The organism is Pseudomonas paraversuta, assembly GCF_904063065.1.
In the GTDB taxonomy this organism is placed as follows: Bacteria; Pseudomonadota; Gammaproteobacteria; order Pseudomonadales; family Pseudomonadaceae; genus Aquipseudomonas; species Aquipseudomonas paraversuta.
Genome location: NZ_CAJFCL010000014.1, coordinates 1 through 12,629 on the forward strand (window position 1 = coordinate 1; position 12,629 = coordinate 12,629).

Annotated in this window: 13 protein-coding genes; 9 read left to right on the top strand and 4 right to left on the bottom strand. The window is 61.0% G+C overall.

Annotated features, from left to right (window positions below):
* Window positions 1-881, top strand: an 881-nt coding sequence (locus tag JQ845_RS21700; RefSeq protein ID WP_203009450.1) for a hypothetical protein, incomplete at its 5' end; no start/stop codon positions are given.
* Between the two features lie 200 nt (window positions 882-1,081).
* Here JQ845_RS21700 and JQ845_RS21705 read toward each other — a convergent pair.
* Window positions 1,082-2,104, bottom strand: a complete 1,023-nt coding sequence (locus tag JQ845_RS21705) for a LacI family DNA-binding transcriptional regulator (protein WP_127197076.1) — start codon at window positions 2,102-2,104, stop codon at window positions 1,082-1,084.
* 136 nt (window positions 2,105-2,240) lie between these two features.
* Between JQ845_RS21705 and JQ845_RS21710 the strand changes: the two genes are divergently transcribed.
* Together JQ845_RS21710 and JQ845_RS21715 are read left to right on the top strand one after the other, a co-directional pair.
* Window positions 2,241-3,083 (top strand): SDR family oxidoreductase, encoded by an 843-nt coding sequence (locus tag JQ845_RS21710; protein WP_003446400.1) that lies wholly within the window; start codon window positions 2,241-2,243, stop codon window positions 3,081-3,083.
* A complete protein-coding gene (locus JQ845_RS21715; RefSeq protein ID WP_203009451.1) occupies window positions 3,080-4,240 on the top strand; it encodes a phytanoyl-CoA dioxygenase family protein in 1,161 nt (386 codons plus the stop codon). Before JQ845_RS21710 ends, JQ845_RS21715 begins: the two co-directional genes overlap by 4 nt.
* On the opposite strand, the gene nikR is transcribed toward JQ845_RS21715, so the two are convergent.
* Entirely contained in the window at window positions 4,231-4,650 is a 420-nt protein-coding gene (gene nikR / locus JQ845_RS21720; RefSeq protein WP_010657233.1) for a nickel-responsive transcriptional regulator NikR, read from the bottom strand. The genes JQ845_RS21715 and nikR overlap by 10 nt on opposite strands.
* Window positions 4,651-4,756: 106 nt before the next feature.
* Here nikR and nikA point away from each other — a divergent pair, with 106 nt between their 5' ends.
* Genes nikA through JQ845_RS21745 form a run of 5 tightly spaced genes read left to right on the top strand, consistent with a single transcriptional unit; the run spans window position 4,757 to window position 9,673 of the window.
* Window positions 4,757-6,316, top strand: coding sequence for a nickel ABC transporter substrate-binding protein (nikA, locus tag JQ845_RS21725; protein ID WP_236010229.1), 1,560 nt, complete (start codon window positions 4,757-4,759; stop codon window positions 6,314-6,316).
* Window positions 6,317-6,319: 3 nt separating this feature from the next.
* The gene (gene nikB, locus JQ845_RS21730) at window positions 6,320-7,261 is read left to right on the top strand and encodes a nickel ABC transporter permease subunit NikB (RefSeq protein ID WP_003446393.1); all 942 of its coding nucleotides are present in this window, start codon (window positions 6,320-6,322) and stop codon (window positions 7,259-7,261) included.
* Window positions 7,258-8,103 (top strand): nickel ABC transporter permease subunit NikC, encoded by an 846-nt coding sequence (nikC, locus tag JQ845_RS21735; RefSeq protein WP_003446390.1) that lies wholly within the window; start codon window positions 7,258-7,260, stop codon window positions 8,101-8,103. Before nikB ends, nikC begins: the two co-directional genes overlap by 4 nt.
* Window positions 8,100-8,873: an ATP-binding cassette domain-containing protein gene (locus JQ845_RS21740; RefSeq protein WP_160627424.1), complete on the top strand. Its 774-nt coding sequence runs from the start codon at window positions 8,100-8,102 to the stop codon at window positions 8,871-8,873. Before nikC ends, JQ845_RS21740 begins: the two co-directional genes overlap by 4 nt.
* Window positions 8,870-9,673, top strand: a complete 804-nt coding sequence (locus tag JQ845_RS21745; RefSeq protein ID WP_161720247.1) for an ATP-binding cassette domain-containing protein — start codon at window positions 8,870-8,872, stop codon at window positions 9,671-9,673. Before JQ845_RS21740 ends, JQ845_RS21745 begins: the two co-directional genes overlap by 4 nt.
* 58 nt (window positions 9,674-9,731) lie before the next feature.
* On the opposite strand, the gene JQ845_RS21750 is transcribed toward JQ845_RS21745, so the two are convergent.
* Together JQ845_RS21750 and JQ845_RS21755 are read right to left on the bottom strand one after the other, a co-directional pair.
* The gene (locus JQ845_RS21750; RefSeq protein WP_003446385.1) at window positions 9,732-10,832 is read right to left on the bottom strand and encodes a polyamine ABC transporter substrate-binding protein; all 1,101 of its coding nucleotides are present in this window, start codon (window positions 10,830-10,832) and stop codon (window positions 9,732-9,734) included.
* Window positions 10,829-11,653, bottom strand: coding sequence for a carbon-nitrogen hydrolase family protein (locus tag JQ845_RS21755; protein ID WP_003446384.1), 825 nt, complete (start codon window positions 11,651-11,653; stop codon window positions 10,829-10,831). The genes JQ845_RS21750 and JQ845_RS21755 overlap by 4 nt, the downstream gene beginning before the upstream one ends.
* Before the next feature lie 92 nt (window positions 11,654-11,745).
* Between JQ845_RS21755 and JQ845_RS21760 the strand changes: the two genes are divergently transcribed.
* Window positions 11,746-12,534: a helix-turn-helix transcriptional regulator gene (locus JQ845_RS21760; protein ID WP_003446382.1), complete on the top strand. Its 789-nt coding sequence runs from the start codon at window positions 11,746-11,748 to the stop codon at window positions 12,532-12,534.
* Window positions 12,535-12,629 lie beyond the last annotated feature (95 nt).

A 12,629-nucleotide genomic window follows, 5' to 3' on the forward strand; every position in this document is an offset into this window, starting at 1 on the left:
TCGCCCTGGCCGTGATCGGCACCGTGGCCTCCCTGGGTGCGTTGGCCGCGCCTACAGCGGCGCTGACCGCCAGCTATGTAACGGCAGTCACTACCGCGACCTTGAGTGTGGTGTCGCTGGCAGCGGATGTGGCCTCGATAGCCTTGCTGGCCACCGGCAATGAAAACGCCGGGCGGATTCTGGGCTGGGTGGGCATGGCAACCGGGCTGGCCTCGGCGGCCCCGTCTATGGCCGGGGCTGCGGCCAAGGGGGTCAAAAAGGCCGGCAAGTTTGTGGGCAGCTGGCAGCATAAATTGCAACATGCAGGGGGCGCTCCGGGGGGTAACCGGGCGTTTCCCGGCAGGGCTCATCGAGTGGCAACGAGCGCCCCACCCCCGCAAATGCAAAATATGAACTTTGCCTATTTACTGGAACAAACACCGATCCGGGACAGCTTTTTGCCGCACTTGTCCCGTGGTGACTTGCAGAACATAGGACAGACCAACAGAGCCAATAGAGCCGCCGTATATAATCCGACATCAAGCACGGCGGTCCAGCCATTAGAGCTGCCTTTTTCCGGGACCAGAGGTATGGAAGATGGAATACAGCACGAGTACCTGAGGCCGGTTATCAACAACCCAAACTATGTCAACGAAGTGAGACAAATCATTACTGGCAATCACCCGCAGTATTATCCTTGGCAGGTTGCTGTTGAAACAGGTATTCAGAACCCGTCCCGATTAAGAATTCTAGAGGCCTCGACTTACCAGGCTTACGAAACATCAAGGGCTGCGGGTAACAGGACCTGGCCAGTAGGTTTCAAGAATTTTGAGGACGATTACAAATGGTTTGGCCCTCAGGGGGAACTTATGCGCAGAGGATGGGCCAATCGAATGCTGTAAGGGTTTCGATGGGGCAACTTTTGATCCATTAAGTTTTTATTCCCCCTCCATCCGGCAATACCGCCAGCAAAGCCCAATGCCTCGCATTGGGCTTTGCTGTTTAAAACCTGCTGTTGAAACGACCTGGTCTTTTTAGACACTAAAGACATTGCCCGTTGTTCGCTATATAGCGGCCACTCCAGGCCGCAACCGGATACGACTTATGGCAAATTGAACGGGGTCACGATCTGCACCTGTGACGGGCTTATCGGACCTGCTTTCCATACCCGGTGATAGTGCAGGATATGCAGGAACACATGCCGGGCATCGACCTGCAGGTTGTGATCGATGATTGCGGCGATTTTTTCTTCGGCCAGCAATTGCCGGTTTTCTTCATCCAGATCATGCCCGATAAACACTTGCAGCGGCCGTCCAAGGGCGGCGAAAGCATCGACAATCGCCCGGTTGCCACCGCCCACGCTGTACACCGCCTGCAATCGCGGATGCTGTTCCAGGGCCAGAGTCACGCGGGCAAAGGTCGGTTCGTAGACCCCGAGCCCTTCACTGATGTCCAGTACCCGCAGGTGCGGCGCCCGCCCACGCAACCACATGCGAAAGCCCATTTCACGTTCTTCCTCGCCGCGAAAACGTTCGCTGCTGATCACCACCGCCACCTCTTGCGCCTCCGTACCCAGCCAGCGTGACAGCAAGTACGCTGCGGTTTGCCCGGCGTTGCGGTTGTCCATGCCGACGTACGCGATGCGATCACTCTGGGGTAAATCGGTGACCAGGGTCACCACCGGAATCCCGGCCGCCACCAGCCGGTTGACCGCAAGGTTGATCAATGGCTCATCCGCCGCCTTGAGCACCACCCCCTGACTGCCCTTCTCTGCGCAGCGCCGGATCAAGTCGTGCATGGCCTGGGGGTCGATCTCTTCGAACAGATGAAAACGCGGCGAAATACGAAACGGCGCCATGCTGCTCAGCTGTGCCGATATGGCTTCTTTTACCGCCGTACTGAAGCGCTCCGGGGTGTGCAGGATGACGTCGACATGAAAAGTGCGACCCATCGCCAGGCCACTTTTCTCCTGAGCTTCCAGCTCGCCCAGGGCCTGCTCGATACGCCGTTGAGTCTGCTGATGAAAACTGCCGCGCTGGTGCAGCACGCGGTCGACCGTGGCTTTGCTGACACCGGCCTGGGTAGCAATTTGCTTGATGGAGAAACGCTTGGCACGGCTGAGCATGATAATCCCCGGGCTGTTTCTTGAGGTTTTTATGAGGTCTTTTCTGCCAGTTATGAGGCTTGGCTGATGCTAGTCTCGGTTTCACGAGGTGTCACCCGACGATCTCGACAACAATAAAAAACCGCAGGAGACGTTCATGTCTGAAGCCGATTTTTCCACCCAGTTCGCAGGCCGTTTTTTTGTCGTTACCGGCAGTACTCAAGGCCTCGGCGCAGCCGTGGCCCATACCCTGGCCCGTCGCGGTGCAGCCGGGCTGATCATTTGCGGGCGCAGCCGTGACAAAGGCGCCGAGCAGGTGCGCCAGCTGGCACAACTGGACTGCCAGGCCTTTTTCGTCGAGGCCGACATGGAGCGTGTGGAAGATTGTCGCGCCGTGATCGAAGCCGCACGCAAACATTTCGGCACCTTGCACGGGTTGGTCAACTGCGCAGGCATGTCTGACCGAGGCAGCATTCTCGACACTTCGCCAGAACTGTTCGACCGCATCTTCGCAGTCAATGTGCGGGCACCGTTTTTCCTTATGCAAGAAGCCATCAAGCTGATGATCCGCCAGGGTGTTGAAGGCGCCATCGTCAATATCCAGAGCGTCAGCGGCCATGGCGGCCAATCGTTTCTCTCGGCTTACTCGACGTCCAAGGGCGCACTGGCGATCCTCACCAGGAACGTGGCCTTCAGCACCCTGCGCAACCGGATCCGGGTCAACGGTCTGAATATCGGCTGGATGGACACCCCCCACGAAGACCAGATCCAGCGCCAATACCACGGCGCACAGGATGGCTGGCTGGCCGAAGTGGAACAGTCGATGCCGTTCGGCCGGCTGCTCAAGCCTGAAGAAGTCGCCCGCAGCGTGGCCTTTTTGCTGTCCGCTGAATCCGGAATGATGACCGGCTCGGTGATTGACCTGGAGCAAGGCGTGATGGGCTGTGGTGACGGTTCAACCCCGCGCCCGGACGCACCTTTGGCATTGGGTGATGCATGACCGGCGCCAGCGCTTTCGTCCGCCAGAGTGCAGTGGCTCTGAGTGACTTTGCCGCGCTGTGCGGGCAGTCTGCCAAAGCCGCGGATTACCCGGGTTGCGCCGGGGTCCAGAGCAATGTGGTGATCTATCACGCCGATACGCTACACAAGGCATTGCATGACGACCCGCTACCGCTGATGAACCAGCTGCACCATTTGTTGCGCCATGGCCCCGGGGTGCTGGTGGTGCGCCAGGCCTATGGCGATCTGCAAGTGGTCGATCGCCATAGCCGGGTATTCGAAGCGATTCTTGCCCGCCAGGCACAGGCTGCAACCGGTGCCGATCATTTCGCCAAAGCAGGGAGCAACGGCCGCATATGGAACTCCCTACAAAAGGCGGCGCTGTATTCACCCGAGTCGTTTATCGAGTACTACGCCAACCCTCTGATCGGGCTGATTGCCGAGGCGTGGCTGGGGCCGCATTTTCAGATCACGGCCCAGGTCAACGTGGTGCATCCCGGCGGCCAGGCGCAGCAGCCCCACCGAGATTATCACCTGGGTTTTCAGTCGGTGGACGAGGTGCAAAGGTACCCGTTGCCACTGCATGTGCTGTCGCAGTATCTGACCTTGCAGGGCGCCATCGCCCACACCGACATGCCGCTGGAAACCGGGCCGACCCTGTTGCTGCCGTTTTCCCAGCAATATGACTTGGGGTATCTGGCATGGCGGGACGAGGCATTTATCGACTACTTCAACCAGCACGCGGTGCAACTGGCGCTGAGCAAGGGCGATATGCTTTTTTTCAACCCGGCGCTGTTTCACGCCGCCGGCAGCAACCACACCGCGAACTGCCAGCGCATGGCCAATCTGCTGCAAATCAGTTCGGCGTTCGGCAAGCCCATGGAAAGCCTGGACCGCGAAAGCATGATGCTGGCGCTCTATCCGGCGCTGCTCAAGGGGCTGCAACAGGATGAACTGGACGCCCGGGATCTGGCGGCAGTGATTGCTGCGGTCGCTGACGGCTATGCATTCCCCACCAACCTGGACACCGACCCGCCGCTTCACGGCCTGGCACCGCAGACCGGGCAGCAGTTGATGCTTGAGGCCCTGAACAAGCGCTGGTCGTATGAAGTCTTTGAACAACAGGTCAGCCTGATGCGCAGCAAGCGTCAGGCCTGATCACCTTCGATATCACCCAACGGAATGATCTGCGCGCTGCCATGCCGCACCCCGCGTTCGGCCATGACGTGGCGCGCCAGTTCCGAAACTTCGCCAATGCTGCCCTTGAGCACCGACACTTCCATGCACTTGCCCTGATCCAGATGCACATGCAGGGTCGAGAGGGTCAGGTCATGGTGCTCATGGAAGGCGGTGTTCAAACGCTTGGACAACTCCCGGGTGCCATGATCGTAGACATAGCTCAAGGTGGCCACGCAGGGCTCCTGCGGGTTGCGGTTTTGCGGTTCCAGCAAACCGGCGCGCAATAAATCGCGAATGGCTTCGGAGCGTCCCTGATAACCGTGGGTGCCAACCCGCTGGTCAATCGCAGTCAGCAAGGCATCGTCCAGCGTGATTGTGACCCTCTGCATCTAATCGGCCTCGCAGTTATGATCTTTTGACATAGACTTCATACCCAATGAGTGGACAGGCCAGCGGCCATCAACCTGAGGGAGACGCAGTGTGGAGCAGTCAAGGATGAAAAAACAACTTGCCTTATGGATGTCCGGAGTCTGCCTGAGTATGGGCCTGATCGCAGCCCACGCCGCCGACCCGGCCCCCACCCTCACCTATTCGTGGCCGACCAATGCCGGGCCGCTTGACCCCCGGGGTTACTCGCCAAACCAGATGTACGCCCAGGCCATGGTCTATGAGCCCCTGGTGCGGTACACCGACAAGGGCACGCTGGAACCCTGGCTCGCCACCCAATGGACAATCTCGCCGGACGGCAAAACCTACACCTTTACCCTGCGTGACGCGGTGACCTTCAGCGATGGCAGCCCGTTCAATGCGGCCGCCGCCAAAGCCAGTCTGGACGCCGTACTGGCCAACAGCAAACGCCATCAGTGGATGGAACTGGTCTCCACCCTGGAGGGTGTTGAAGCACCGGACGAGCACACCCTGGTGCTCAAGCTGAAACACCCTTACTACCCGACCCTGATGGAACTGGCGCAAGTGCGCCCGCTGCGCTTCGGCGCACCACACGCCAAACCGGGTGCACCGGTGGGCACCGGGCCCTGGATCCTGGCGCAAACCCGACGCGGCGAATACGACCGCTTCGAGCGCAACGAACGCTATTGGGGGGCCAGACCGGCTTACGGCTCAGTGCTGGTGAAGGTCATCTCCGACCCCGACAGCCGCGCCATTGCCTTGCAGACCGGGGAGCTGGATCTGATTCAGGGCGCCGAGGGTGAAATCTCCCCCGGGACCTTTGTGCGCCTGCGCGACTCAGGTTTCAACACCGCCATTTCCGCGCCCCTGGCTACCCGTTCGGTGGCGATGAACACCGGCCTGGCCCCCACCAACGAACTGGCGGTGCGCCAGGCGATCAATCAGGCCGTGGACAAGGACACCATCATCGCCAAGGTCCTGCATGGTCTGGAACCCCGTGCCGACGCCCTGTTTTCCAACAACATGCCGTACACCGATCTGGGCCTCAAGGCCGCGCCCTACGACCCGCAGCAAGCGCGCCAAACCCTGCAGGCCGCCGGCTGGAAAGCCCAGTCGGGCAAGGGCATCCTTGAGAAGGACGGTCAGCCCCTGAGCATCGAACTGGTGTTTCTGGGCACCAGCGCCCTGCAAAAAAGCCTGGCCGAAATCATCCAGGGCGAGCTGGCCAAGGTCGGAATCGAGGTCAAGCTGCGGGCCGAGGAAGACGGCGCGCTGGTGCAGCGCCAGCGTGAAGGCCGCTTCGGCATGATTTTCGCCGACACCTGGGGCGCGCCTTACGACCCGCACTCCTTTGTCAGCTCCATGCGCTATGCCGGGCACGCCGACTATATGGCCCAGCGCGGCCTGCCGATGAAGGATGCCATCGACGCCAGGATCGCCGAAGTCCTGGGCCAGACCGATGAGCAACAGCGCGCCGAAGGCTACCGCGAAATCCTCACCACCCTGCACGATCAGGCGGTGTATTTGCCGATTTCCTATCTGACCGCCATCAGTGTCAGCCGCAACAATGTGGCTAACGTCCAGTTCGGCAGCACGCTGTTCGACGTGCCGTTCGAAGTCATGCACCCAGCCACCGGGAAGCCCTGAGCCATGCTGCGCTATATCATTTTGCGTCTGGTACTGCTGATCCCGGTGCTGCTGGGGGTGTCGCTGATCGTGTTCATCCTCCTGCACCTGGGCAATGGCGACCCGGCCCTGGATTACCTGCGCCTGTCGCAGATCCCGCCGACCGACACCGCACTGGCAGAGGCACGCCAGGCTTTGGGGCTGGATCGCCCGCTGCCCGAGCAGTACATCAGCTGGCTGTGGAATGCCCTGCACCTGGACTTCGGCACCTCCTACATCACCGGCCGCCCGGTGCTGGACGACCTGCTGTATTACCTGCCGGCCACTCTGCAACTGGGTGGCCTGGCCCTGCTCACCACTCTGCTCATGAGCATCCCGCTGGGCCTGGCCGCCGCGCGCTGGAAAGGCCGCTGGCCGGATCAGGTGGTGCGTTTCATCACCTTTATCGGTGTGTCGATGCCCAACTTCTGGCTGGCCTTTTTGCTGATCGCCCTGTTCTCCCTGTGGCTGGGCTGGTTGCCGCCGATGGGGCGTGGCGGGCCGCAGCACTTGCTGATGCCGGTACTGGCCATCGCGCTGATGTCGATGTCGATCAACGCCCGCCTGCTGCGCGCCAGCCTGCTGGATGTGCGCCAGCAGCGGCATGTGTTCTACGCCCGGGCCCGTGGCCTGAGCGAACGGCGGGTGTGGCGTGATCACATCCTGCGCAACGCCTGGATGCCGCTGGTGACCGCCACCGGCATGCATATCGGCGAACTGCTGGGGGGTGCATTAGTGATCGAAACCATCTTCGCCTGGCCCGGCGTCGGGCGCTTTGCGGTCAGTGCCGTGCTCAACCGCGACTTCCCGGTGATGCAGTGCTTCACCCTGTTGCTCACCACCCTGCTGGTGCTGTGCAACCTGGTGGTGGACATCTGCTACGCCTGGCTCGATCCGCGCACGCGTCTGTCGGGGGTGATGGCATGAGCACCTCAACCATGGCCTTGCCGGGTAAAAAACACGGGATGCGGGTCGGCTATCTGCTGGTCGGCCTGTTGCTGTTGATGGCACTGTTCGGGCCCTGGCTTGCGCCTTACGACGCGACCCTGGTGAGTCTGGATGATCGCCTGCTGCCCGCCAGCGCCAGCCACTGGCTGGGTACCGATCACCTTGGGCGCGACGTGCTTTCGCGCTTGATCGTCGGCACCCAGTTGTCCCTGGGCAGCGTGGTGCTGGTGCTGGCCCTGGTGCTGATCATGGGCGTGGTCATTGGCGGGATCGCCGGGATCGTTGGCGGCAAGGTCGACATGTTTCTGATGCGCCTGTGCGACATGTTCCTGACCTTCCCGACCCTGGTCCTGGCGTTCTTCCTGATTGCGCTGCTGGGCACCGGCCTGACCAACGTCATCATCGCCATCGCCCTGTCCCACTGGGCCTGGTACGCACGCATGGTGCGCGGCATGGTGCTGGCCCAGCGCAACCGCGACTATGTGCTCGCCTCACGGCTGGCCGGGGCCTCGCGCCTGACCCGTCTGCGCCAGCACGTGATGCCCAATGTGGTGGGACAGTTGCTGGTGCTGGCCTCGATGGATATCGGCCACATGATGCTGCACGTCTCGGGCCTGTCGTTCCTGGGTCTGGGCGTGAGCCCGCCGACTCCCGAATGGGGCGTGATGATCAACGACGCCAAGGAATTTATCTGGACCCAGCCGCAACTATTGCTGTGGCCGGGGCTGATGATTTTTATCTCGGTCATGGCCTTCAACCTGCTGGGCGACGCCTTGCGCGACCGGCTTGACCCCAGCGTGCTGGCGGAGATCAAGGAATGAAACATACCCTGAAAATCAGCGGCCTGACCCTCAAGCACCGGCAACGCACCCTGGTCGAGAGTGTCGAGCTGACCCTCAAGGCCGGCGAGGTGCATGCACTGGTGGGGGCCAGCGGTTCGGGGAAATCCCTGACCTGCCTGGGCATCCTCGACCTGTTGCCGCCCGGGGTGCACAGCAGCGGCGCCAGCCTGTTGCTGGACGGGCAGGCAGTTGCGGCCGCCAGCCTGCGCGGGCGCGAAGTGGCACTGGTACTGCAAAACCCGCGCAGTGCTTTCAACCCTGTCCGTTCACTGCGCCAGCACGCCTTGGAAACCCTGCAGGCGCGAGGCATACGGGGCGTCGACGCCGAGCAACTGATCCACGCCACCCTGCTTGAAGTCGGCCTGTTTGACGGCCAGCGGGTGCTCGATTCATTTGCCTTCCAGCTCAGCGGCGGCATGCTGCAACGGATGATGATTGCCCTGGCCCTGCTTGCCGACAGCCGATTCTTGCTGGCTGACGAGCCCACCAGCGATCTCGACGTGGTGGCCCAGGCGCGCTTTCTCGACCTGCTTGAACGACTGATGGTGCACCGTAATCTCGGGGTACTGCTGATCACCCATGACATGGGCGTCGTGGCCCGCTGCGCCGATCAGGTCACGGTCATGGCCCACGGCCGGATCGTCGAGCAGGCCGATGTGCATAGCCTGTTCCATGCCCCGCAGAGCCAGGAGGCGCGCACCCTGCTTGCGGCGCATCACTCGTTAACGATGGAGAGCTGCCCGGCATGAATTTATTCCAGATACGCAACCTCAGCCACGGCTATACCGCTGGCGCAATGTTCAGCAAACGGCATCGGGTGCAGGTGCTCAGCGAACTGAATCTGGACCTGCCCGAGGGCCAGAACCTTGGCCTGCTGGGGGGCAGCGGCAGCGGTAAAAGCACCCTCGCCCGCCTGTTGATGGGCCTGGAAACGCCCGACCAGGGCAGCATCCACTTCAATGGCCAGGCGTTGCAGGGCACCCATCCGGAGTTTTTGCAGCGGGTGCAGATGGTGTTTCAGGATGCCCTCAGTGCTTTCAACCCCCAGCGCAGCATTGGCTGGAGCATTGCCGAGCCGTTGCGCCACCTTGCGGGCATGCACCGCGAGGCGTGCCAGGCCCGGGTTGAACAACTGTTGCAGCAGGTCAAACTCGAACCGGCCGACATCGACAAACTGCCGGCGCAACTCAGCGGCGGGCAGCTGCAAAGGGCCGGGATCGCCAGAGCCATGGCGGTTGGCCCGCAACTGATCATTCTTGACGAAGCCCTGTCCAACCTTGACCGGGTATTGCAGGTGCAGATTCTTGATTTGCTCGCAGAGGTGCGACGTGAATCCGGGACAGGGTTCTTGCTGATTACTCATGACCTGAGCCTGGTCCGGCGTTTTTGCCAGCGGGTGGTGGTGCTGGCCGACGGCAACCTGGTGGAAGACCGCGAAGTAACGCCGGGGATGCGCTTCGAGCATCCTGCGGCGCGCATTCTGCAGGAAGCCGTGCTGCCGGCGATGCCCGGGGCCCGACAGGTGGCCCCTCGCACGGCCAGCGCCTAGTCGCCGACCAGGCACGAAGCTGCGCTGGACTGCGCAGCAGCCCCCGGGTATCGGGGGCTCAGGTCCCGCTTTTGACCTTGCTCCACAACCGGGTGCGTATCCGCTCCAGTTTGAGTGCCATGGGCTGAAGCGGGAACAGGGTCGCCATCACTGCCTCGGTCGGGTAAATATCAGTGTCATCGCGAATGACTTTGTCCACCAGCTCCCTGGCGTCCTGGTTGCCATTGGGGTATTTGAGGTGGTTAGAGGTACGGGCAATCACTTCGGGGCGCAGCATGTAATTGATAAACGCCAACCCCTGTTGCGGGTTCGGTGCATCATTGAGCAACACCAGGTTCTCGATCCAGATCGGTGCCCCTTCACGGGGGATGCTGTAGCCAATGGTGCGACCATTGCCAGCCGCCAGCGACGCCGTTTTCGCGTCCTGCACCCCGCCTGCCCAGCCCACCACCACGCAGACATTGCCATTGGCCAGATCGGTGATGAACCTCGACGAGTCAAAGTAACGGATATACGGCCGCACCTTGAGCAGCAATGCCTCGGCCTTTTGGTAATCCTGGGGGTTGCTGCTGTTTTGCGGCAGGCCAAGGTAATGCAGGGCAATGGAGATAATATCGCCCGGGGCATCAAGCATGGCCACGCCGCACTGGCTCAGTTTGCTGATGTTTTCTTCCTTGAAGATCAGGTCCCAGGAATCCACCGCAGCATCAGGACCGAGAGTCGCCCTGACCTTGTCCGCGTCGTAACCAATGCCCGTGGTGCCCCACAGATAAGGCACCGCATAGCGATTACCGGGATCATTGTTTTGCATTTTCGCCAGAATGGCCGGGTCAAGGTGTGGCAGGTTGGGTAACTGCGAGCGATCGAGCTCCTTCAGCACCCCGGCTTTTATCAAATTAGGCAGCACATCGTTGCTGGCGACCACCACGTCGTACCCGCTGCCTCCCACCATGAGCTTGCTCTGCATCACATCACTGCTGTCGTACACGTCATACACCGAGCTGATGCCGGTTTCAGCCTGGAAATTCTTCGTCGCATCCGGGGCAATAAAGTCATACCAGTTGTAGATATGCACCTGAGAATCCGCCGCCTGCACCTGGGCCAGACCGACACTCAACAAGGTGGCCAGGGCCCAGTTGACACTGCGTTGACTTTTCATTGTGCAACTCCGGTCAGCAGCTCGCGGCGGCCATCTGGGTGGACGATCTGTTCGCCGGCAAGCAGCACACGGCGGTCCTTGAGATAGTCGTAATCACGGCGGGCGAACCTGAGCAGATTCAGGTCCAGCTCCACCACCTGTCGCACTTCTTCGCGTCCGGCCTCAAAGACCACCTGGCCATGGGGGTCAACCACTGTACTGCCACCGGCAAATACCAGGCCGTCATCCCCTGCCCCGACGCGATTGACCATCACGGCAAAGATCTGGTTCTCCTGGGCCCGAGCCATGATGGCGGTACGATGCACCGCACCGTAGGGGTCCATATTGCCGTTGGTGACGATAATCAGATCAGCGCCCAGTTGCGCCAGCGCACGGCTGGTTTCGGGGAACTCGATGTCATAACAGATCAGCAAACCCACTCGAATCCCGCGCCATGGCACCGTGCTGAAACGATCGCCGGGGCAAAAATCACCGCGCTCGGTTGGCCACAGGTGGGTCTTGCGATAAGCCAGCGCTATGCCCTCGGGGGTCACCAGAACCGAGGTGTTGTAGTAGGTGCCGTTGTGCTGTTCAGCCATGCCCAGCACAACCGAAACATCCCGCTCGCGCACGGCCTGCAACACCCTTTGCAGGGCCGGGCCATGCACAGGTTCGGCGACGCGGGCCAGCTCATCGGCGCCGACAAAGCCGCTCAGATGAGTCTCGGGGAACACCAGCAAATCGGTGCCGGCCTCACAAGTGGCGATGGCATTGAGGGTACGCGTCAGGTTATAAGCGGTGTCGCCGTCACGGCCTGCCAGTTGCATCAGTTCAATCTTCATCTCAGATCCTTGCACGGGGGATGAACCGAGTATGGAACGCGGCATCGCGCCAATAAATGACATCGATGGGGTAACCCCCTCTGGGTACAAAGATGAGTCTGACATTGCAGGATGTGGCCTGGCATGACGCCATGGGCCGGGTGATTGAAACCCTCGATCGCCCCAATTTCTGGACCGCGCTGGTGCGCTTGCTCGGCCGCTACCTGCCCGTGGACAACTGGGTGGTGCTGATTTACGGCGCCGGCAAGCCCCAGGTACTGGCCGAGTCCCCCGGTGCCGACGGCGCCGTGGACCCGCTGTTCCAGGACTACCTCAAGGGCCTGTACCTGCTGGACCCGTTCTATATCGCCAACCGCGAAGCGCCCCAGAGCGGGTTGTTCCAGCTGCAGGACGTGGCTCCCGAATGCTTTGAACAGACCGATTACTACCAGCGTTATTTCCGTCTGAATATCGTGACCGACGAGGTGCATATCAACGTGCAACTCGACAATGAACGCACCCTCAGCCTGTCCCTGGGCAGCCAGTGCCGGTTCAGCCTGGAACAGACCGCCCTGCTGGGACTGGTCCAGCCGTGGGTCGCGGCGCTGATGCGCCAACGCCTGCTGTTTGAACGCGATCCCGGGGAAGCGCCAGAACTGACGCCCAACTGGCAGGCTCGCCTGGAGGCGGCCACTGCACAGTTGAGTTCGCCCCTCACCGCACGGGAGATGGAAGTGGGCCGGCTATTGCTCAGCGGCTGCTCGAACAAGGAAATCGCCCGCAAACTGGCAATCTCGGCCGAAACCGTAAAAGTGCATCGCAAACACATGTACAGCAAGCTGGGAATCAAGTCCCAGTCGGAACTGTTTTCACTGTTCCTGCAAGCCCAGCAATCGGTGTAGGTGCGAGGGTGAAATAAAGGGGGCTGTTTTTGACCCATTTTCGATAATGTTTTGTTACATTCATCCGCTATTCACCCTCAACCACCTGCAAAGGA

Excerpts from the sequence above, each read along its gene's own strand:
- JQ845_RS21705 (WP_127197076.1), bottom strand. The coding sequence starts at position 2,104 with ATGCTCAGCCGTGCCAAGCGTTTCTCCATCAAGCAAATTGCTACCCAG.
- JQ845_RS21710 (WP_003446400.1), top strand. The coding sequence starts at position 2,241 with ATGTCTGAAGCCGATTTTTCCACCCAGTTCGCAGGCCGTTTTTTTGTC.
- JQ845_RS21715 (WP_203009451.1), top strand. The coding sequence starts at position 3,080 with ATGACCGGCGCCAGCGCTTTCGTCCGCCAGAGTGCAGTGGCTCTGAGT.
- nikR (WP_010657233.1), bottom strand. The coding sequence starts at position 4,650 with ATGCAGAGGGTCACAATCACGCTGGACGATGCCTTGCTGACTGCGATT.
- nikA (WP_236010229.1), top strand. The coding sequence starts at position 4,757 with ATGAAAAAACAACTTGCCTTATGGATGTCCGGAGTCTGCCTGAGTATG.
- nikB (WP_003446393.1), top strand. The coding sequence starts at position 6,320 with ATGCTGCGCTATATCATTTTGCGTCTGGTACTGCTGATCCCGGTGCTG.
- nikC (WP_003446390.1), top strand. The coding sequence starts at position 7,258 with ATGAGCACCTCAACCATGGCCTTGCCGGGTAAAAAACACGGGATGCGG.
- JQ845_RS21740 (WP_160627424.1), top strand. The coding sequence starts at position 8,100 with ATGAAACATACCCTGAAAATCAGCGGCCTGACCCTCAAGCACCGGCAA.
- JQ845_RS21745 (WP_161720247.1), top strand. The coding sequence starts at position 8,870 with ATGAATTTATTCCAGATACGCAACCTCAGCCACGGCTATACCGCTGGC.
- JQ845_RS21750 (WP_003446385.1), bottom strand. The coding sequence starts at position 10,832 with ATGAAAAGTCAACGCAGTGTCAACTGGGCCCTGGCCACCTTGTTGAGT.
- JQ845_RS21755 (WP_003446384.1), bottom strand. The coding sequence starts at position 11,653 with ATGAAGATTGAACTGATGCAACTGGCAGGCCGTGACGGCGACACCGCT.
- JQ845_RS21760 (WP_003446382.1), top strand. The coding sequence starts at position 11,746 with ATGAGTCTGACATTGCAGGATGTGGCCTGGCATGACGCCATGGGCCGG.